The 20,941-nt window shown below is 59.3% G+C and carries 16 protein-coding genes and 1 tRNA gene; 7 read left to right on the top strand and 10 right to left on the bottom strand.

What is annotated here, in order from left to right:
* Positions 1–32 precede the first annotated feature (32 nt).
* The 3 genes from CACC_RS03500 to CACC_RS03490 all read right to left on the bottom strand — a co-directional run bounded on the left by CACC_RS03500 (position 33) and on the right by CACC_RS03490 (position 4,577).
* A complete protein-coding gene (locus tag CACC_RS03500; protein ID WP_035108332.1) occupies positions 33–1,889 on the bottom strand; it encodes a siderophore-interacting protein in 1,857 nt (618 codons plus the stop codon).
* A 348-nt stretch (positions 1,890–2,237) separates the two neighbouring features.
* Entirely contained in the window at positions 2,238–3,221 is a 984-nt protein-coding gene (locus CACC_RS03495) for an ABC transporter substrate-binding protein (RefSeq protein ID WP_005277584.1), read from the bottom strand.
* A 339-nt stretch (positions 3,222–3,560) separates the two neighbouring features.
* On the bottom strand, positions 3,561–4,577 hold the full coding sequence (locus CACC_RS03490; RefSeq protein ID WP_005277582.1) for an iron-siderophore ABC transporter substrate-binding protein: 1,017 nt from the start codon (positions 4,575–4,577) through the stop codon (positions 3,561–3,563).
* A gap of 630 nt (positions 4,578–5,207) precedes the next feature.
* On the opposite strand from CACC_RS03490, the gene CACC_RS03485 reads away from it, so the two are divergent.
* The 3 genes from CACC_RS03485 to CACC_RS03475 are packed head-to-tail and all read left to right on the top strand — an operon-like array spanning position 5,208 to position 8,172.
* On the top strand, positions 5,208–6,233 hold the full coding sequence (locus CACC_RS03485; RefSeq protein ID WP_005277580.1) for a FecCD family ABC transporter permease: 1,026 nt from the start codon (positions 5,208–5,210) through the stop codon (positions 6,231–6,233).
* Complete coding sequence (locus CACC_RS03480; RefSeq protein WP_005277577.1) at positions 6,233–7,345, top strand: FecCD family ABC transporter permease; 1,113 nt, start codon at positions 6,233–6,235, stop codon at positions 7,343–7,345. Before CACC_RS03485 ends, CACC_RS03480 begins: the two co-directional genes overlap by 1 nt.
* A complete protein-coding gene (locus tag CACC_RS03475; RefSeq protein WP_005277575.1) occupies positions 7,342–8,172 on the top strand; it encodes an ABC transporter ATP-binding protein in 831 nt (276 codons plus the stop codon). The genes CACC_RS03480 and CACC_RS03475 overlap by 4 nt, the downstream gene beginning before the upstream one ends.
* 88 nt (positions 8,173–8,260) lie before the next feature.
* On the opposite strand, the gene CACC_RS03470 is transcribed toward CACC_RS03475, so the two are convergent.
* A tRNA-Met gene (locus tag CACC_RS03470) sits at positions 8,261–8,337 on the bottom strand.
* Positions 8,338–8,499: 162 nt separating this feature from the next.
* Positions 8,500–11,469 (bottom strand): UPF0182 family protein, encoded by a 2,970-nt coding sequence (locus tag CACC_RS03465; RefSeq protein ID WP_005277572.1) that lies wholly within the window; start codon positions 11,467–11,469, stop codon positions 8,500–8,502.
* Between the two features lie 123 nt (positions 11,470–11,592).
* On the opposite strand from CACC_RS03465, the gene CACC_RS03460 reads away from it, so the two are divergent.
* Both CACC_RS03460 and CACC_RS03455 read left to right on the top strand, forming a co-directional pair.
* A complete protein-coding gene (locus tag CACC_RS03460) occupies positions 11,593–12,129 on the top strand; it encodes a PPA1309 family protein (protein ID WP_005277569.1) in 537 nt (178 codons plus the stop codon).
* The gene (locus CACC_RS03455; RefSeq protein ID WP_005277567.1) at positions 12,130–12,831 is read left to right on the top strand and encodes a hypothetical protein; all 702 of its coding nucleotides are present in this window, start codon (positions 12,130–12,132) and stop codon (positions 12,829–12,831) included. It begins immediately after the preceding gene.
* Between the two features lie 22 nt (positions 12,832–12,853).
* On the opposite strand, the gene CACC_RS03450 is transcribed toward CACC_RS03455, so the two are convergent.
* Positions 12,854–13,918: a YlbL family protein gene (locus CACC_RS03450; protein ID WP_034653501.1), complete on the bottom strand. Its 1,065-nt coding sequence runs from the start codon at positions 13,916–13,918 to the stop codon at positions 12,854–12,856.
* A gap of 93 nt (positions 13,919–14,011) precedes the next feature.
* Here CACC_RS03450 and CACC_RS03445 point away from each other — a divergent pair, with 93 nt between their 5' ends.
* On the top strand, positions 14,012–15,469 hold the full coding sequence (locus tag CACC_RS03445; RefSeq protein ID WP_035108331.1) for a zinc-dependent metalloprotease: 1,458 nt from the start codon (positions 14,012–14,014) through the stop codon (positions 15,467–15,469).
* A 6-nt stretch (positions 15,470–15,475) separates the two neighbouring features.
* Here the strand turns inward: CACC_RS03445 and CACC_RS03440 are convergent, their stop codons facing one another.
* Complete coding sequence (locus CACC_RS03440) at positions 15,476–15,997, bottom strand: M48 family metallopeptidase (protein WP_035108330.1); 522 nt, start codon at positions 15,995–15,997, stop codon at positions 15,476–15,478.
* Positions 15,998–16,117: 120 nt separating this feature from the next.
* Between CACC_RS03440 and CACC_RS03435 the strand changes: the two genes are divergently transcribed.
* A complete protein-coding gene (locus CACC_RS03435; RefSeq protein WP_244262134.1) occupies positions 16,118–16,984 on the top strand; it encodes a hypothetical protein in 867 nt (288 codons plus the stop codon).
* On the opposite strand, the gene CACC_RS03430 is transcribed toward CACC_RS03435, so the two are convergent.
* Genes CACC_RS03430 through CACC_RS03420 form a run of 3 tightly spaced genes read right to left on the bottom strand, consistent with a single transcriptional unit; the run spans position 16,962 to position 20,859 of the window.
* Positions 16,962–19,016, bottom strand: a complete 2,055-nt coding sequence (locus tag CACC_RS03430; RefSeq protein WP_005277559.1) for an ATP-dependent DNA helicase UvrD2 — start codon at positions 19,014–19,016, stop codon at positions 16,962–16,964. The two genes, CACC_RS03435 and CACC_RS03430, sit on opposite strands and share 23 nt — an antisense overlap.
* On the bottom strand, positions 19,009–19,740 hold the full coding sequence (locus tag CACC_RS03425) for an NAD(+) diphosphatase (protein WP_005277557.1): 732 nt from the start codon (positions 19,738–19,740) through the stop codon (positions 19,009–19,011). The genes CACC_RS03430 and CACC_RS03425 overlap by 8 nt, the downstream gene beginning before the upstream one ends.
* The gene (locus CACC_RS03420) at positions 19,741–20,859 is read right to left on the bottom strand and encodes a potassium channel family protein (RefSeq protein WP_005277555.1); all 1,119 of its coding nucleotides are present in this window, start codon (positions 20,857–20,859) and stop codon (positions 19,741–19,743) included.
* Positions 20,860–20,941 lie beyond the last annotated feature (82 nt).

Below are 20,941 nucleotides of genomic sequence, written 5' to 3'. Positions count from 1 at the left end.
GCTCGAGGCATTTGTCCTACCGAGGTTCCTCTTTAGGAATTCGCTTCTGCTTCCAGGACGAAGAGGTGTTTGCCCCAGCCAACAGCCGTGGCAGAAGAAATAAGAGCGCGGCTATCAGCGGTAGCAGCGCTGACATCGTCCTGGGTCGGCACCTTGGTGCCGAACATGGAAAGCCTTACCAAGTCCTCTTCATAGGAATGCTCATCGCCGCCGGCTTCCTCGAGGACCTCGGTAAGGATATAAGCCCGGCGGGACTTATCCCCACCAACCGCGCGGCCTAATTCGGCGGCCACCGCCTCGCTACCAAAGACGCTCCAGGGATCGATGAAAATAACGTCAGTTGCCCACACATAGTCTGCTTCGGTGGGAGAAAAGCCGCTTTCGCCGCCACTCGTTTCGCATCGTTCACGAGAAGCTCCTGCGATTTCCCGTAGCACCGCTTCCGAGGACGCATCGGTGATAATCCGGCACTCAGCATGTTCGCATCGGCGGAGAATTTCATCCGCATATACTGCACCTCCCTGGCCAATGATGAGAACGCGAGCGGTGTCATCCAGGTACTGCTGCAGTTCCTTTGCCGCGGAAGGAGCAGTCCACCCAGCACTCACATTCTTTTGCTCAAAGCGTTCGGCTGCCAGGTGCGGGTCTTGGCCAAGATATTCTGACCACGGCAATCCCTTTTCGCCTTGAAGCGTTGGCCCACCGGCGCGAAGGCTGTCCTCGAGGCGCATCAGCGCCATCGCCTCAAGATGCGCAGGCCCGCTTAACCAACGCACCGCATTGGAATCTGGATCCGCCAGTTCCACGCCCATTGCGGTCAACGCGAGGGTGCGCTCGCGTACTTCGACGAGTTGAAGAGCCGCCAGATAACGGATAAACCTCCGGAGCGCCTCCTCGTGCAGTTCTGTCGCAGCAGCAAGAGCAGGGACCGTGTTCGCACCTGCATCGATTTCTTGGAAGAGCCCTAAACGCACGGCAGTGCGGAGCGCAAAGGCTGAATTCAGCTCAGCCAGATCATGGATATTGTGCAAAACACTATTGCTGCTGCTCGATGCGCTTTCTTTAGCGTCGCTTTGGCTGGTACGCCGCCAGTAGCCTGTGATTTCCCGATGCTCAGGGGAAATTCCGGAAGCCTTAAACAAACGCCGCAGCGGTTTCAGCCGGGAGGCCTCCCCCGCCGCCCATGCGTATGCTTCGCCACCTGGCAATGCCGACTGAGAAGTCCCCTCAAAAAGCGCACGTGACTTTTCTACGAAGTCCTCACCCTGGTCACGTACTGCCCAGTGGATCTGTACTGAATCTGGAATGTCTAAATCTTGAATATCAGCGCTCGTCGGAACCTCTACCACCGCAACCGCGCGATGCCCTGGCGAGAGTGATTCCAGGCAGCGGCCGATTGCTGGGAGCGCCGTCTCGTCTCCTGCCAAGAAAAGCCAATCGGTATGCGTGGGTAACTGTGCACACGATTTCGGCCCTGCCACAAAAATGGGGTCACCGATGCGGGCATTCTGGGACCAGTTTTCGGCCAAGCCCTGACCATGGCGCGCGAAATCTATGGCTAATCGCCCGCGTACAACGTCAAAGTAGCGAACCGTGTATGTGCGGAATAGGTTTTTAACGGCTTCTGGCCACAATAAGTTGCCATCATTTTGCGCTATTGGGTGCGGCCGCTCCCCCGTTTCCGGATCCGGGAAGATGAGCCGAACGTCGTCGTCAAAACCATGGCTTACCAGCGAAGGAACGGAAATACCATCGCGATCGTGGTCTCGGAGTTGCTCCCCGCTGAGCGTAATTCGCCGCATGGCTGGCGATATATCTTCGATATTTTCCACATACAATTCCCGGTAAGAAATTGGATAAATTTCCCTGCTCCGGCTGTTCCTTGGCATTTTTGAGACCATACCCCTCTCGGTTTTGATGGCTTTTATTTCACTTTATTCAATGGCCTAAATTGTCTTATTAAGTTGTGCTGACGCCTTGAACGCCTCTCCCAGCGCCAAGCATTTTCCGGCTCACCTACTCACCTTTAATACAGTCATCGTGCTGTGCCGATGAGCGAATATGCGGGAAGCGTGAGGCCAGGTTTTCGGTTTTCGAAGGGCAAGAACGGACGCACCACTGCCTTGGGTACAGTCCATTGAAGAGAACGCCTCCCGATAAATCGGAAGGCGTTCATGACTACCTGCTGCAACGGAGCGAGCCTCTTCTAGCAGGTATCAGGGTTGTGCGGACCTTGACTACTTTCCAACTTTTTCCAGCGTCGGCATCGTCTTATCCAGCACCCAAGCTCGGCTCAAGCTCGTGGGGTTGTTGAGTCCGGCGACGACAGCTTCATCGCCAGCGAGAGTCGCATCGGATTTCACCTGTGGCAGATCTTTGTATCCCGGAATATTTTCAACCTCTTCGATTGAGCCGGTGCGGTTATAAATAACCATGAAATCAGCGGCCAGGTAGGACACGTTTTCCGGAGAAAGCGTGACGCGACCCTTATCAACAGGCACGGAACCGTCCGTCAGCTTGTCTGGGAACTTCATGCCCAAATCGTAGATGAAGGAGGCACCCGGATCCTCAGGGTCAGCAACGGCGCCAAAGGAGCCTTGGGCGAACTGGGAAACAATGCCGGTCTTACCGGAGAGGTTAGGCAGTTTCTCCTTCACGTCGGAGAAACGCTTCTGATCCTCTTCAATGGCTTTCTTCGCTTCGGATTCCTTATTGAAGATCTTGCCCAAAGCTTCTAGCTGAGATTCCCAGCCAATTCCCTCACCCTTATCGGAGATTCCGCCGAGAGTCGGTGCGATTGCAGACAATTCCTTGTAATTAGCCTCGGAAATTGTCCAGTAGTCACCAACGATGAAGTCGGGTTCGATTGCCGCAATCTGTTCCTGGGGCAGAGTCTTGAAGTCTGTCTGGTCGATCACCTTGACGCCATCAAGCTTGCCCTCGCGCCAGGGCGAGTTCTTGTCTTTTGCATTCTGCACGACGGCTGCCGGTTTAATTCCAAGTTCCAGCAGGTTATCAACGGCCGGCCCCACGGCAACCACGTTCTGCGGGTTGACCGGATACGTATCCGTGCCGCGTGCGTGCTCAATGGTCACGTCCTCTGCGACTTCGGAGGTTGTTGCCGCTTCATCGGTTGAATCGTTCGACGAGCAACCTGACAGAACCAATCCGGCACAGATAGCGGCAGCGATAAATGAACGCGCGCCCCTTTTTACTGACATCCCTTTTCCTTAAAGTCGGTTTCCTGAGGTTGCCTTTCAGCTCTTTTCATCGGATTTTCCGGTAGACCCGAAGGCAACTTTTAAGTTAGGTTAGCGTTACCTGGGCCACGTTGCAATAGATTTGTTAAACTATTTTCCTATAGATATTTCCTATTTACAGGACCCCTAAGCCCACACCTGCACAAGACCCATTCCCCTAGCTATAAAAGTGCGGGGGCCAAAGAAAATGCTGCTTGACGATGCACTTCCGGGCAGCGGATCGGCGGTGCGACCGGCTTCCCACACAGCGAAAACCGCCCCCTCACATTCATGCGGGAGCGGTTCAGCGATTGACTCCTATTACTTCGTGGCGTCCGCCAACGGCTGCTCGATCTTATCCAACAGGTAGTCCAAGCTCAGCACGGTCTGCCATCCGAAGGCCTTTTCTAGGTCACCTTCCAAGTAGACACTGTGCCCGTCCTTAACGGCGGGTAGCTTGCTCACGATTGGATCCTCGGTAACAGATGCCTTGTCCTGCGTCGGAGCGTAGGACAACTGGTCCCACACCAGTACGTCGGAATCAACCTGGTCAGCGTTTTCCTTGGAGACCTCGCCGTAGAATTTATCCTTGGTGATTGCCGCGTAGGCGGGGTTGATCTTGAACCCCAGCTCGGTAAAGAAGCGGCTGCGCGGATCTTCTTCAGCAAAGACGGCCAGGCTGTCGGCAGAGACGGTGGCCACACCGAGTTCCTTCTCGGCCCACTCTGGGTGACGGCCCTTTAGGTCTGCAAACTTCGCTTTAACCTGCTCCACCTGACGTTTTGCTTCTTTAGGCTTTCCTACGGCTTGCCCAATCTCTTCCGTAGTCACGTCCCACGGTTGCTGCAGCTCTTTATATTCACCCTTTTGCACGACGACAGGGGCGATATCGGAGAGTTTCTTGTATGTATTTTCATCAATATCCGAGTACACGGCCACGATGAGATCTGGTTTGTCTTTAGCAATGGCTTCCGCATTGACCTCTGTGTCTTTATCGATTCGAGGGGTATCCCCCTCGATCTTGTCGTTAGACCAGTTGCCCGCAGCCTGCCCGTCTGGGGTCATGCTATCCCAATACTTCACGGAAACCGGCGTGATTCCGAGCGCCAGCAGCGCGTCCTGATCCGTATAGCCTAGGGAGACCACACGCTGTGGGGCTTCCTTGATTTCGGTGGAACCATAGCGATGCTCGATGGTGGTGGGGAATGCGCCTTGCTCGGCGTTGACCGCCTGGGAGTCTGCAGAGTTTTCGGACTGGTCATCAGTCGAACACGCCGTCACCGCGGTGCCCAGAGCCAGCACAGTAGCAGTACCGACAAGAATTTTCTTGAGTGTCATTTTTCTCCGTTATTACTGGTGACGGATCTCAGCGCAAGGCCTAGCCCGTTCACAAATGGGAAAGTTCAGAATATTTGGTTGGTTATACCCAAATGGGGGGCAACCAAGTTCCCCAATCGTTGGAGACAATGACATATTCTCGCACGATAAAAAGATAACTTAGGCTTGCCTAAATAATCAATGTTACGCTGGTCACCAAAAGATTTCCAGCTACCGCCTATGCGATGCACATGCAGCACACTCAACTTTGAGACAGACACTACAAAAGGTGCCGCATAGAGTTTCACCTAAATAGTGGGCGCCTAGGGCCAGTTGCGATGACTTGCAGCCCTTCACTTTTACAGTCTTTTAATTAAATGAAGGCTTACCTTACATGAAGACGGTAATATGCTTGTCCATGATTGACAATCACACCCAGCAACAGCCTGAGCCACGCCTCGGGCGAAGCTCCCCTCCCCGCCCAGCGGGAGTAGCTAGGTACCTTTCTCCACCCCGCGACTTAGGGAATCCCATCGCAACCTGTGAGCCAGTACTTTCCGTGGCGTCACTCCGCAGCACCGGTGCTCGCTGGGCACTATTGGCTGGGCGTGGGGGCATCGGCAAGCGGAAGCAGCGATTGGAGGCCACGCCATGAGTGTGCGCACTACCCGCCTCCTGGGTCTAGGGGCGCTGCTCCTGCTGGTCCTCGTTGGCACTATCTGCAGTTTGCTGTATGGCGCCCGTTCCATTCCTGCGGAGGACGTGTGGACTGCGCTGCGGGAACTCCCGGCCGCACGCGGTGGCCAGGAGGAAGTTTCCACCAACCAACGCGTGGTAGCTGAGCTGCGGCTGCCGCGCACCATCCTGGCCATCATCGTGGGGGCAGCACTCGGAGTCGCCGGTGCTCTCATCCAAGGCCACACCCGCAATCCCCTGGCGGATCCGGGAATCCTGGGTGTCAGTTCCGGCGCGGCGCTCAGCGTTGTGGTCAGCTTCGCTTTATTTGGCATCAGCGCCCCGTGGGCCACCGTCGTGGTAGCGTTCCTCGGCGCGATTGCGGCCACCGCACTCGTCTTTGGCCTGGCCTCCGCGGGCAAGGCAGCGGTCGATCCTTTGACCTTAGTGCTAGGCGGTGCCGCGCTGTCGGCGGTCTTAAGCGCTATTACCAGCGCATTCGTTCTCACCAATGAGAATAACCTGGACCGGATGCGCTTTTGGACCGTTGGCTCCCTGGCCGGCAGGGATATGAACATTGCGCTCGGCATCTTGCCGTTCGTGGTGCTGGGGCTGGTCCTGGCGTTCGCCACCGGCCCGCAGCTGAATATCTTGAACTTAGGCGACGACGTCGCCGCAGGGCTCGGCATCAATACCGCGGCCGCAAGGCTGGGCGGCATGGGCATCATCGCGCTGCTGGCCGGCGCGGCCACGGCTGCCGCGGGCCCGCTGGGCTTCATTGGCCTGGTAGTGCCCCATATCGTCCGGGCTCTTACCGGCCCAGATTATAAGTGGATTTTGCCGTACTCAGCACTTGCCGGCGCGGCGCTATTGCTGTGTGCGGACGTGGTAGGCCGCCTCATCGCCCGCCCCGGCGAGCTCCAAGTGGGCATCGTTTTGGCCTTCGTTGGTGCACCGTTCTTCATCGCCTTGATTTACCGGAAGAAGGTGATGACGCTGTGATGCGACGCAACAAGGCTGCGCAGGCCGTACAAGATAAACAAAGCGCTTCGTGGCAGATGCCGGGCGGGGTACCATTCCGGGCTGGGCCCATCTCCTTCCTCTGGCGCCCGAGGGTGGTGCTGGTATGCGTTATCGCCGCAGCGCTCATTGTCTTTTTGGGTGCCCTTTCCATTGGGCTGGGCGATTACCCCATCTCCGTTCCCCGGGTACTTGAGGTGATCTTCCAAGGGGAAGGAAGCCGCGTGGAAAAACTCGTGGTTTTGGAATGGCGCATGCCCCGCGTGGCCACCGCCATCGCGGTCGGCTGCGCGCTGGGGCTGTCCGGCGCGCTCACCCAAACAGTCACCCGCAACGCGCTGGCCAGCCCCGATATCCTCGGCATCACCACGGGAGCCTCGGCCATGGCCGTCACGGTCATCGTCCTCGGCAGTGGCGGTGGGTTCGCCGGTTGGCTCGCCGGAATCGGCATTCCTCTGGCCGCGTTGCTGGGCGCGATCCTGAGCGCCACGGTGATTTGGGCGCTGGCTTGGCGACGCCAAGCCGATTCCTACCGTCTCGTCCTCGTGGGCATCATTATTACCGCGCTGCTGAGTTCCTACATCAATTTCCTCATGGTCCGCGCGGAGCTGCGGGATGCAAGCCAGGCACAGTTCTGGCTCACCGGTTCCCTAGCGAGGTCGGAGTGGAGTACCACCATCCCCATCGCCGTCCTTGTGATCGTCTGCGCCCCGTTGCTGGCCTGGATCGCCTACCATGCACTGGCCACCACTCTGGGCCCCGACCTCGCCAGAGCGCTGGGCCAGCGAGTCAACGCCGTGCAGGTAGCGATGCTGGCATTGGCCGTAGCCCTAGCTGCGGTAGCGGTCTCCGCTGCCGGGCCCATCGGCTTCATCGCCTTCGTAGCGCCCCAGGTGGCCCTTCGGTTGTGTGGCGTACCCAGTCCCCCGCTTGCGGCGTCGGCGCTTACCGGCGCAGTACTGCTGCTCGGCGCGGACATCGTCACCCAAGCGGTTCTGCCGGTGGAACTTCCGGTGGGTATTGTCACCTCCGCACTGGGCGGCATCTTCCTCATCTACCTACTCGTTCAACGCACTAGGAGCACAGACGCATGACCTCCCCCATTCCCCAGCCAAACGCAGACCGACCAAATACCGCCGGTGGCGTCGTCGCTTCCTCGGTCACGGTGGGCTACGGACAGCGCACCATTATCCGCGATCTCAGCGCCACGTTCCCGGCCGGAAAGATCACCACCATCGTGGGGCCCAACGGATGCGGTAAATCAACCTTGCTGCGCGCCATGTCTGGCCTGCTCAACCTTGATACCGGGACCGTGAGTGTGGATGGCCAGAATATCTCGGACATGAAGCGCAAGGACGTCGCCCGCATACTGGGCATGCTGCCCCAATCCCCCGTGGCCCCTGAAGGCCTGTTGGTCTCCGATCTGGTGGCCCGCGGGCGGCACCCACATCAGGCGTGGTTCCGCCAGTGGTCCTCCACAGACGAAGACGCAGTATTCGAGGCCCTAAAGCAAACCGGTTCTGCAGATCTTGCTAGCCGCACGCTGGATGAGCTTTCCGGCGGCCAACGCCAGCGCGTATGGATCTCCATGGTGTTGGCGCAAAACACCGACATCCTCTTCCTAGACGAGCCGACGACGTACCTTGATCTCGCGACCTCCGTGGACATCCTCGAACTAGTCGATAGCCTGCGCCAGGAACTAGGCAGAACGGTGGTAATGGTGCTACACGATCTCAACCTGGCGGTGCGCTACTCCGATTATCTCGTGGTTATGAAAGACGGCCAGGTCATTGCTTCCGGTACACCCGCAGAGGTCATCACCGCAGAGCTCCTGCAGGAGGCTTTTGATCTGCGGGCGCGGGTCATTGAGGATCCGGAGACTGGAGATCCACTCATCGTTCCACTCAGGAAACCGGCTTAGGTCTACGCCCAAGGGTTAAGCCCACCCACTAGGGTGGCGCATAAATAAAGGCCCCGGCCAGAATCTTTTCTGGCCAGGGCCTGGAAGTTGGTAGCGGGGGCAGGATTCGAACCTACGACCTCTGGGTTATGAGCCCAGCGAGCTACCGAGCTGCTCCACCCCGCGTCGAGATGACTTCCATCATCTGCGCTTGAACAGTGCGTTAATACTTAATGTATTCGCTCTATCCCGGCGACTTCTGTAACTATACAGACAGGAAGGCACCTACCCAAATCCCCTGGGTAGGTGCCTTATTTCCTGAGTTTCTACTACGCGAAGTGAGAGGCTTTAGCCCTCGGACTTCTGGTAGGACTCAACTGCCTTGTCCAACTCATCCAAGGCGCGGCCGTACTCTTCAAAGGAGCCATTGCGGGCATCCTCCAGGCCCTTCAGGGCCTTGTTGATGTCCTCGATAGCGCCTGCTTCATCGGAGGAACGAGGGGCCGAAGCCGGAGCGGATTCCTCAGTAGATTCCTTCTTCTCGTCCTTCTTGTCCGCAGAAGAGCTGTCCTTAGCGGCATCGTCGTCGCCGGAGTCACCCTCGATCTCTTCGATGTCCTGGGCGGACTTGGCGTCGATTCCCACCTGCTCAAGGGCATCACCGATAGTCGGTGCGTAGCCCACGCGGCCCTTGTAGGACACGAGCACACGCAGCAGCTTCGGGAAGGCGGATGCCTGATCCTTGCGCTGCGAGTAAATCGGCTCGAGGTAGAGGATCTCGCCGCCGCCGACCGGCAAGGCCAGCAGGTTACCGTTGTGCAGATCGTTGGTGCCTTCCCACAGGGTGCGGTCGCGGGCAACCTGGTCAGAAGACATCATGGCGTCCTGTGCCTGCTTCGGACCCTGGGTCTGCGTATTGGTTGGCAGCACGCGCACGGTGATATCGCCGTAGGTATCCGGATCGGAAGATACCGCCATGTGTGCGGACAGGAACTCACGGTTCAGACCACGGTACGAGGTGGTCAGCTGGAAGCTCGGGTCGCCGGTTTCCGGATCGGCAGCCATCACGTAGTACGGCGGCTGGTTCAGGTCACGGGATTCCTCTGCGGTCGGGTCATTCGGTACGGACCAGAAGGCGTCGTTATTGAAGAAGACGTTCGGGTCATCAACGTGGTAGCGGGCCAAGAGGTCACGCTGCACCTTGAACATGTCCTCTGGGTAGCGGAAGTGCTCGCGCAGCTCATCGGAGATCTCGGATTCCGGCTTCACCACATCCGGGAAGACACCTTCCCAGGCCTTGAGAACGGGGTCTTCCTTGTCGAACTCGTAGAGGTCCACGCTGCCGTCATAGGCATCCACGGTCGCCTTCACGGAGTTGCGGATATAGCCCACCCGGTCATTGACCAAGCGCTGGGTTGTGCCATCGGGGTTGAGGGCGTCCTGGGTGGCATCGGAAAGCGAAGCGCGCTGCGAGTACGGCAGGGAGTCCAGGGTGGTGTAACCATCGACGATCCACTTCAGATGACCATCAATAACGGCCGGGTAGGTAGCGGAATCGGTGGTCAGCCATGGGGCAACCTTCTCCACGCGCTCGCGGGGGTCGCGGTCATAAAGCAGCTTGGATTCGCTGCCCACGCGGTCCGAAAGCAGGAAGTTCAGCTCGCGGTACTTGGCGGCATACATGGTGCGGTCAAAGAGATTGCCAATCTCAACGCCGCCCTCACCGTCATAGGTGTAGTTGGTGCTATCGGTGTCGTACTCCACTGGGTTCTCGCCGGTGGTACCGGTAATGGCGTAGTCCAAATTATCTGCGGCACTAGCGATGACCGGGCCGTAGTAAATGCGGGGCTGGTCTACCTTGATGCCCAAGGACTTCTCGGCATCTTGGGTCTCGCCCTCACCCTCGGACTCGCCGGCCTGGGTCTGTAGGTCAGAGACGGTGAAGATGGGGTAACCACCGCGAGCAGAACCGGCATCGCGGGCAACCTCATCGACGGTATTGGCCTGCGCGGCTACGAAGCCATTGCCGTGGGTATATACGGTGTGGCGGTTGATCCAGTCGGACTGGTTTTCGCGCAGCTCATTCGGGTCCAGCTCGCGGGCTGCAACGACGAAGTCGCGCATCTTGCCATCGATTTCATAGCGGTCCATGGACAGCGTTTCTGGGAACCCATAGAAGTTCTTCAGCTGCTGCATCTGGGTAAACGTCGGCGACAAAATCTCTGGATCCAGCAAGCGCAGGTTATTGATGGTGGCGTTATCGGAGGCAACCTTGTCATCCGATACGTTGTCGCCGCCCCAGTTTTCCTTGTAGGTCACGTGGTCATCGGTAAGCCCATAGGCATACCGCGTGGCCTCGATATTGCGGGCAATGGACTCGTTTTCCTTCGCCTGGCGGTTTGGCTGTACCGAGAAGCGCTCCATGAGCAGCGGCCATGCCTGGCCGATGATGAGCGAGGACGCGAGCATGAGCACGACGGCGAGGCCAGGGATGCGCAGGTCCTTGATGACGATGGCCATAAAGAGCGCAATAGCGACGAAGACGCCGATGATCATCAAAATGATCTTGGCGGGCAGGTAGGCGTGGATATCCGTGTAGGAACCACCGGTAAACAGGTCGTGCTCGGAATACAGCAGCCCGTAGCGCTCCAGCCAGTATCCGGCGACCTGGGCCACCATCCACAGCCCGGCCGTAATGGCAAGCTGCAGGCGCGCCGAGCGGGAGATAGAGCCGCGCACGCCCGCGGCCTTATTGCCAATGCGGATTCCGCCCAAGATGTAGTGGCCGAATAGGGCAATGAGGAAGGCGAGTACAAGCAGGATGGACAGGGTGCTGACCACCATCTGCAGCACGGGCAGGCTAAAGGCATAAAAGCCCAAGTCGTGGTGGAATTGGGGGTCTTGTACGCCGAAGTCCTGACCATTGAGGAATAGCATCACATCGCGCCAGTGGGACTGGCCGATGAAACCGGCGATGATGCCCACGATGGCCGGGATGACCTTGAACAGCACGCCCATGGACTTCTCAATGGACTGGCGGTACTGATAGACCGGCGAATTCAAATCCCCCATATCCAGGGAGTCGGGGCGGCCGCGCCAAGCAAAGAACCCGGCTGCCCACACCACTGCGGCAGCAACGAGCCCGAAGATGATAAAGAGGACTATGCGCGCAATAATCGCGGTGGTGAAAACACTGCGGTAATCAATGGAGCCAAACCACCTCCAATCCGTGTACATACCCACGAGCATGGGTCCGAAGAATAAGAGGACGGCAATGATGGCCGCAATAATTGCCGCGACCTTAGGTGGCCGCTTCAATGGGGCGGCTGGTGTGGATGACCCTAGGGACAACGCCAGCTCCAATCAAATAGTGCGAATATTAAACATGTAGACTTTTTCCAGTTTAAGGAATCAATACCCAGATAACGAATAAGGATGCCTATGAGTTCCCCCGAATTATCTCAGCCAGCTTTAAACCGCGCTATGACGGAGGCCGTGGAGTTCGTCCATGCTGAAGGTTGGGACGCCCGCCCCACCATCTTCGCCCTTGTTCCCACCCATCTGGTGGCGGACCAGCTAGCGGCCATGGATGAGGAAACCGCGTCCCCGCTGACCCTTATCGTGCAAGACAATGTCCCGGAAAACATCGAGCCGGGTTCCGAGGAATTGGCTGATTACGTCTCCCGCTTGGCCTGGCCGCGCGAGGTCGCGGGCGCCATCTTGGCCCAGGAGATCAAGTTCCGGGATACTTCTAGCGAGGACCCCTCCCCTCGCCCGGCGCGCCTGTATTCGGGTGCCCTGCGCGAGGAAGGAATTGAGACCACCTTGCTGCAGCTGCGGCCCACTGAAGAAGAGCTTGAGGCGGCCGGCCCCTTTGCTGAAGACGATATTCAGCTCCGCGGCGGCCCGCAGGTGGCCCCTGGCGTAATCGCCGCGCTGCGCTATGGCCTCAACCAGGATCCGGATGAACTAGACTAAGTGGCAATTAAGCCCGCAACCAAGGAGTTCTATACAGTGCGACGCCTTTCCTTCTCCCGCCGTTTTCCTGCCCGTACCGCTACCGCGGCGGCGCTACTAGGGCTCAGCGTGGCTGCGGCAAGTTGTTCCTCCGATGCCGATGCGCCTGACGATGCCCCCGTAGAGACCACCTCTGCGGCCACCACCACGACCTCTGAAAACGACGAGGAGTCCGCGGCATCAAGCACCGAATCCTCCACGTCTTCCACGTTGTCAGAATCGGCAGACAAGGACGAGGACGAGGCTTCCGAAGAAAGCACCACCCGCGAGCCGAGCGCTAGCAGTGAGCTGGATAAGTCGGTGGCCAAGGTCTATGACGTTTATAAGTCGCTGGCGCCCAAGGACCTATTCGCCCAGTTTGAGCGCTGCGATTCCACCGGCGGGGATTCTTCCTACAATTGCTCCGGTCCTAAGGTGGGGCAATTCCAATTCTTTAAGTCCCACTCCAAGGCCTCCCAGACCACCCAGGTACTTACAGAGCTGCGCAGCTCCCATGCCATCGAAGACGATGGCGATCGCGTCGTCGGCTGGTCCACGTTGGGCGCCACGGCCGTTATCACCGTGGTGGATAATAAGGAAGGCCTGGTCATGCAGCAGATGATCTCTTCTGACCAGGTGGACCCGGAAGAAAAAATTAAGGAATTGGGCCTAGTAAAGGACTAGGCCCCGGCCTTATGAGTTTTTATTAGGTGCATTCCTTGACGTCTTTGCCCGCCGCAAAGTCCTTCATGGCCGCCACGGCATCGTCGAGGTTTTCTACCTGCGCAATGGTCATATCGCCGTGGTCGCTGCCGGCCGCCGCTGAACAGTTGTCCTTAGGCGCCAAGAAGAGCTCAGCGCCTGCCTCGTGCGCGGCGGCGATTTTATGCTCGATGCCACCAATTGGCCCAACCTTGCTATCGGCCTGAATGGTACCGGTGCCGGCCACGAAGGTACCGCCGGTTAAGTCTTCATCGCTGAGCTTATCGATGACCGCCAGGGTAAACATCATTCCCGCTGATGGCCCGCCGATATCCTGCAGGTTGTAGTTCACCGAAATATCGTCCTTGGGCTGCGATAGCATGGCGATTCCCAGCAACGCCTTGCCCTTATCGTGCGGGTTTTCGCCCAATTCAATCTCTTCGCTGAGCTCTTTGTCCCCGCGGGTGACGCTGATTTTTACCTTATCGCCGGGGCTTTTGTCCTTGATCATGTCTTGGACCTCGCTTGGCTCGGTGACCTCGGTGCCATCGACGGCGGTGATGACATCGTCCTTTTTAAGGTGCTCCGAAGCGGCGCCGTCCTCGATGACCTCGGCCACGGTGATTTTGACCGGCAGGTGCAAATAGTCCATCGCCGCGATGGTGGCCGCGGACTCCGATTGGGTAAAGGCCTGCTTATTGGATTCTTGGACCTCTTCATCGGTCATGTTTTGCGGAATGACGGTATCGATGGGCACCAGGGTGTCATCGGTAAGCGTCCAGCGCCCCAACGCCTGCGCCAAGGTCATATTGGTGCGCACGGATACGGTGGTCATATTCAGGTGCCCACTGGGCTTATAGGTCTTTGGCGCCTGCACATCAACGACTTGGGTGCCATCAACCTCGCCCAGCGTATCCACGGTGGGGCCAGGGCCTTCGGCGGCATAAGGAACGGTCAGCGAGACATCGGTGCCCGGGATATGGTCAAGCGATACCAACGCACCGGTAAGCACAACGGGGATAGCACCCCAGGCGATGGTGCGGACGCGACGGCTAGCAGGAGAATTCACGAAGCAATAGCCTACAACCTTTGGCGTACTGTTCGCTGTCAGCGTTGCTGTGATCATGGAAACTTTCCGCACGGTGCCGGTAGATTGGAGCGCATGAGCAACGGATTCGGTTTTTCTTTCCCAAATAACGATGACGACGATAATGACGGCCGTCGTGACCAGAACCCGTTCGGCGCATTCGGCGGCGGTAATGGTGGCGGCCTCGGAGACATGCTGAACCAGTTCGGTCAGATGCTATCCGGCATGGGCTCGTCCATGAACTCGCCCCAGAACTCCGGGCCGGTCAATTACGATATGGCCAAGCGCATCGCCCTGCAGCAGATCCCCAAGTCAAAAGACATCAGCGCGGAAGATTCCAAGGCAGTAGAAGAATCGGTGCGCCTGGCGGAGCTCTGGCTTGACGATGCCTCTATTCTCCCCACCGCTTCCGGTACCACGCAGGCATGGGATTCCAAGCAGTGGCTGGAAGAAACCATGCCCGCCTGGGAACGCATGGTCACCCCCGTGGCCCAGCACATGAATGATGCCCAGCTGGAATCCATGCCGGAAGAGGCTCGCGAAATGATGGGCCCGATGACCAAGATGATGGGCCAGATGTCCAGCATGAATTTCGGCATGCAGCTAGGCCACGCCCTGGGCGATCTGGCCAGCCAGGCACTGACCGGCTCCGATTTTGGCCTGCCCATCGCCCCGGCCAATACGGTGGCGCTTTTGCCGCATACCATTCAGAAGGTCGCGCGCGAGCTCAACGTTCCGGGCCAAGAGGTACTGGTTTATATCGCCGCGCGCGAGGCCGCCCGCCAGCGCCTGTTTAAGCACGTGCCGTGGCTGGTAGAGCGCATCGTCTCCTCCGTGGAGGAATACGCCATCGGCTTGGTCATTGATACCTCCCACATTGAAGAGCTCGCCCGCGAGCTGAACCTGGAATCCGGCGACCCGCAGGCCATCCAGGAAGCCATGAGCAAACTGCAGGGAATGGATCTCTCTCCGCGGGTTACCTCCAAGAACACCGCCGCCGCCTCCAGGCTGGAAACCCTGCTGGCCTTGGTCGAGGGCTGGGCCGAGCACGTCGTAAGCGAGGCCTTGGGCGAGCGCATCCCCTCCACCTCCAAGCTCACTGAGGCCTGGGCACACCGCCGCAGCACCGGCGGGTCTGCCGAGCGGGCCTTTAGCAAGGTCGTGGGCATCGAGCTCAACGCCCCCAAGGTCACCGAGGCCGCCGAGCTGTGGCGCCGCGCCACCGTGGCCGTAGGTGCCGAAAAGCGCGATAAGGCCTGGGACCACCCAGACTTCCTGCCCACCGCAGAGCACCTCGATAACCCGGCCGCCTTCATCGATTCCCTCTTGGATGATGAGCCGGATGAGGGCTTCGAGGAAGAATTTGCCAAGCTCGAAGAGATGCTCAAAAACGGCGAGGGCTCCGGCGAGGACTCCGAAAGCAAGTCCGAAGAGGACAAGGATTCTGCAGAAGACAAGGACGCGCAGAGCAGCGACGACGCGGACGACGGCGACAACAGCTCCGAAAAGGACAACGGCGGCGAGGATAAGTAGCTCGCGCTAACCGCCCCAGCGCTGGTAGGCCTCAAGGTAGCCCTTGGCCCGCTCGGCGTGGGGTGCCCTATCGGCCCACTGCCAGAATTCGCGCCCATGACGCGGGATGAAGGTATGGGTCAACTCATGGATGATGACCGAATCCAACACATAATCCGGCACCTGCTGTAAGCGGTTGCTCAGCCGGATATCCGCGGTGGAGGTAGTACAACTACCCCACCGCGCATTTTGATTGCTCACCCACCGGATGGACCCAATCCATGCACGCCCGTCCAGGTACTGTGCGTTGAGCTGTTCGGCGCGCTGGAGGAGCGCCGCATCGGTCTTCGCCGCACCACCGGTTTTCTTTTCTAAGCGCGCAAGCATGTCCTGTACCGCCTCGTTTTCCTCGCAGGCGGACATCCAGGCCGGAATGCGCACTTCTAATACCCCGGCCACCATGCGCGCCTGCACGGACTTTCGCCGCCGCGCAGAGCGGATAACCTTGACCTCAGGGTGGGTACGTCCTGGTGGTTGCGTGCTCGACATGACAGGCCATTGTACCTGTGGTGCAATGGACGCACATGCGGCACATATGCCGTATTCGGGGTGATAAAAAGGGAATCGAGGGGAAAACCAGTGACTGCCTCACAAGGCACGGCTCAACGTGTGACATTAGCTCCAGGGTGTGGCGTATTTTGCCGCGAGGATTCCGTGGTGCAATTTGGGATGGACGCCACCCGGGTGGCGGTGGCGGATACGGGCAATGCGCAAGGTGTGGCCCGCGCTTTTGCCACGGCCCATCAGCCGGTCGATTCCGGGGAATTGGCGGCGCGGTTGGAAGCGGCCGGCTTGGATAGCGCCGCCGCCAGCAGCCTCATCGATGATGCTCTGGACTATGGCATCCTCTGGCCCCAGCCACCACATCCCGAGCAGCATGAAACCATCATCATGCTGGGTGAATCCCCGCTTGCTCTGGAGTTGCGCGCCCGCTTGGCAGCAGATGGATATACGGTGCGCATCCCCCTTGATGAGGACAATATCTTTTCCTATATCCACGACCTCGATGGGCTTTTTACGGTGCTTGCCATCGACCAGCTCCACTGCCCCATCGATTGCGCCAATGCGCTTGCCGGCACCCCGACAACCTGGCTGCCCATTTCCTTACAAGATAACCGCGGCATCATCGGGCCCCTGCGTGTGGAAGGGCAAGGCCCCTGCCCGCTGTGCATTCACTTATTCCGCGTGGATGCGGATCCGCAGTGGAGCACCATTGCCTCCCAGCTCACCAGCGTGCGCAGGCAGCCAGAAAAGCTGGTCATCGATGCGGTAGCGGCCCAAGCACAGGTGGTGATCCGCCGCCTAAGCAAACGCCCCCTCCCGCCAGGCGCGCCAACCTCATTTTCGCGCCCAGGCCAACAATGGGAGGTAGACGTCTACGGCCGCCACCAGCAGCGCACGGCCATCGCCCATCCGCGGTGCCCGGTGTGCTTCGGCGGCAAGGTCAACCTGGCTACACCCGCACAGAGCGAATGACCTCTAGGATTTGCTCGCCGTAGCGCTCCAGCTTATTGGGCCCTATTCCGGAAATGGACAGCAGCTCCGCCTCATCTGCCGGCAACTCTTCCGAGATGGCCTGCAGCGTGGCATCCGTAAAGATGACATAGGCCGGAACCTTTTCCTCACGGGCCACCTGCGCCCGCCACGAGCGCAATGCGGAAAAGACCTCGTCATCGCCATTGCCCTCACAGTCTTCATGCCGGCCAATGACTTTTTCCGCTGGGGTCTCTAGAACACCGCTGCATACGCGGCAGCGCTTCGGGCGACGGGAGCGCCCACTTCCCGCAGCCGATTCCACGCCTGGCGCGATGCCGTCGAGGAACCGAGTGCGCTCCCGGGAGGCCCTGGAACCGGCGGTCTTCGCCAATGCCCACGACAGGGCTAGGTGCTCGCGGGCGCGGGTAATGCCTACATAAAACAGGCGGCGCTCTTCCTCGATCTGCTCGTTACCCGCCTTAATGGCGTGGTTGATGGGCATGAGCTTTTCGCTCAGTCCGACGAGGAAGACGGCGTCCCACTCCAAGCCCTTTGCCGCGTGCACCGTAGCGAGAGTAACGCCCTCCATGGCGGGGGCTTGCTTATCGGTAGAGCGGCGGCGCAGCTCACCCAGCACCCCGTTGAGATCGATGCCCGGGGTGGATTCCACGATCTTCTCAATCAATCCCACCAGCGCGTTCAGCGATTGCCAGCGCTCGCGGGCCTGCGCGCCCTGCGGTTCGGTGGCGCTGAGCCCAAGCTCGACGAAGGCGGCCCGCGCAATCGCCACGGGGTCCTCCGGCAAATCATCGCGGCGCGTGGCGGCAATGAGCACGCGAATGGCCTCCAGAATCTCCGGGCGGCGGAAGAAACCTTCACCGCCGCGGACTTGGTAGACCACTCCGGCATCGGCAAGCGCCTGCTCAAACTGCTCCGACTGGGCGTTAATGCGGTACAAGATGGCAATCTCTGAGGCCGGCACGCCCTGGTTGAGCAGGGTCAGCACCTGCCCGGCCACCTCTTGCGCCTCATTTTCCTCGGACTCGTAGGCCTTAAACGTCGGCTCCGGCCCAGGCTCGCGCATGCCCTGCAGCTCCAAGCGGGTGCCCGCCGCGCGCCCCGTAGCCTTGCCGATGACCCGATTAGCCAGGTCCGTGACCTGCGGCGTAGAGCGATAGTCGCGCTGCAGCTTGACGATGGTCCCGTCCGGATAGCTGCGCGAAAAATTCAACAGGTACTCCGGCGATGCGCCATTGAAGGAATAGATGGTCTGGTTGGCATCGCCCACCACGGTGAGATCATCGCGATCGCCCAGCCAAGCATTCAGCACGCGCTGCTGCAGGGGCGTGACGTCCTGGTACTCGTCAACGACGAAGGTGCGGTACTGCTCGCGGAAGGTCTCCGCAATGGCCGGGACGTTCTCGATGGCGCCAGCGATGTGCATGAGCAGATCATCGAAGTCCAAATGCATCATATCCGGCGTAGCCTTGGCCTTCTCGTAGCGCCGGAAGGCCTCGGCCACCTTGGCGGCATCGGCCGGGGCGGTGCGATCCGTTTCCGCGATGACGCTCTCATAGTCCTCCGCACTGACCAGTGCGGATTTCGCCCATTCGATTTCCGCCAGCACGTCACGGATCATGTCTTTGGAATTATCCAGCCCCACCGAGCGCACCGCGCGGGCTACCAGCGGGAATTTATTGTCCAATAGAGTCCACGGCAGATCGCCTGCGACCTGCGGCCAGAAATACTTCAGCTGCCGCCGCGCGGCCGCGTGGAAGGTTTGGGCTTGCACGCCAGCAACGCCCATCATGCGCAGGCGATCCCGCATTTCTCCTGCCGCACGCGCGGTAAAGGTCACGGCCAAAACGCGCTGGGGGTTTACGAACCCTTGATCCACCATATTGGCGATGCGATAGGTAATGGTGCGCGTCTTACCGGTGCCCGCGCCCGCCAAAATGCACACCGGCCCGCGCGGGGCGGTGGCCGCGCGGCGTTGATCCTCATCCAGCAGGGACAAATCCGGCTTATTCACCGTGATACCACTCCATAATCATCGTGTGTGCGATAGAACCCGCGGTGGCCAACGGGAGCTCAAGCAGCTCGGCGCGGGTCACCCAACGAATTTCTTCCAGTTCCCCATCAGTATGGCAGGTGGGCTGGACATCCGATGTCTCTGCGTGAAAGCCCAGCATAAGCGAGCCACTCGGCGGCCACGGCTGGGATCCCCAGTAGCGAAGATTCTCAATGCGCCGCCCGGTTTCCTCCATGGTTTCGCGGGCAAAGGCGGCCTCAATGGTCTCTCCCGGTTCCACGTATCCGGCGATCAAGGAAAAGAAGCTATTGCGCCCGCGATTGCGCGCCAGCAAAATCTGCTCCTCGCCCTTGAGTTCAATGAGCCCGATAACCGCCGGGTCTAGGCGCGGAAACACCATGCGGCGCGAATCCTGCGGATCGCGGCCAATAATACCCGGCGTGGGATAGTCCAACGGGTGGCCCGTGCGCGGATCGAAGCGTTGCTCCAGCCGGTTGCGAATCAAGGCAATGGCCTGCATGACGAGGGAATCATCGGCGAAAAAGGTCGCAGGTTGCAACTGCCCCATCCGCCGCGCAATTGCTTCCGGGCAGGCAAAAACGTGCAGCGTGCCGATGTCCACCATCTCCGGTGTCCCCACGCTCTCCGGCAATTGCTCCACCAACGCGGCATCCCCGCTCGCGGTGGCAGGCACTAGACCCGTGTGCGTTACGGGCAAATACAATTAATCCTCCTCGTCCTCATCTTGCACTTCCACGGGTTGTTCCAAGTCATGCTTGATATACAGCAGGCGGTCGCCCGGTTTCAGTGCGGAGGCATCAGCGGTATCAACGCGGTGAAGTTCGTTATTGCGCAGCACCGCGAGCACGATATCCGCCAGGTGGCGCGGGTTGGAACCAACCTCGAACTCGCGCACGGCGCGCTCTGATACGGAAAAGCCCTCGTTAGGAGAAAGCAGGTCCTCCATCATTTCCACCACGGTGGGGGTCACGGTGGCAAGCCCCAGCAGACGGCCGGCGGTCTCTGCAGACGTCACCACGGAATCTGCACCGGATTGGAGCAAGAGATGGCGGTTTTCGGACTCGCGCACCGAGGCCACAATCTTGGCCTTGGGGGCAAGCTCGCGCACGGATAGGCAGCACAGCACCGCGGTATCGTCCGAGGACGGGGTGACCACAATGGAGTTTGCGTGCTCCACCCCGGCGATCTTAAGCACGTCCTGCTTGGTGCCCGAGCCAAAGATGGTGACCAGCCCATGGTGTTCCGCATGAGCCAGCGAGGCGCGGTTATTATCGATGACCACAATCTGGGAGGTGGGCACGTCATCTGCCAAGAGCGCGGCGACTGCCCCAGCGCCCTTCGTTCCATAGCCGATAACGACGGTGTGGTTACGCAATTGCTTTCTCCAGTTCTGGATTTCAAAGGTGCGGCGGGCCTTGTCCGTGAGCACGGATAGCGTCGCACCAACCAACAGCACAAGGAAGACGAGGCGGGCTGGGGTAATAAGTACGAGGTTGATAAACCGCGATTGCTCCGTAACCGGAACGATATCGCCATACCCCACGGTGGTCAGCGTGACGGCGGCATAGTAGGAGGAATCCAAAAGCGACATGTCCTCGCTATAGCCCTCACCGTCTAAGTACACCACGATGGTGACAAAGATGAGGATGCCAAATGCCCACAGCGCGCGTTTGGCCAACTGGCGCCACGGGCTGGCGTTTTGATCCTTGGGCACAGTGATGACATCAAGGAGCGCGTGATCAGGTTGCGAGGACAACTCGACCTGCGGCAAAAAGCGCTGTTTAATACGCCCTTTGAGCACCTTCGCATGTTTTTTGGCCACTGGCCCAGCCTTCTTTTCTGGATCGATTTTTGATTCCGCCGGTTATACGGGGACGCAACTATCCATTCATCGTCCGCGTTCC

Origin of the sequence: Corynebacterium accolens (assembly GCF_023520795.1) — a bacterium.
GTDB classification, from domain to species: Bacteria; Actinomycetota; Actinomycetes; order Mycobacteriales; family Mycobacteriaceae; genus Corynebacterium; species Corynebacterium accolens.
The sequence above is the reverse complement of the archived record's forward strand: the minus strand, read 5'-3'. Positions and strand labels throughout refer to the sequence as shown.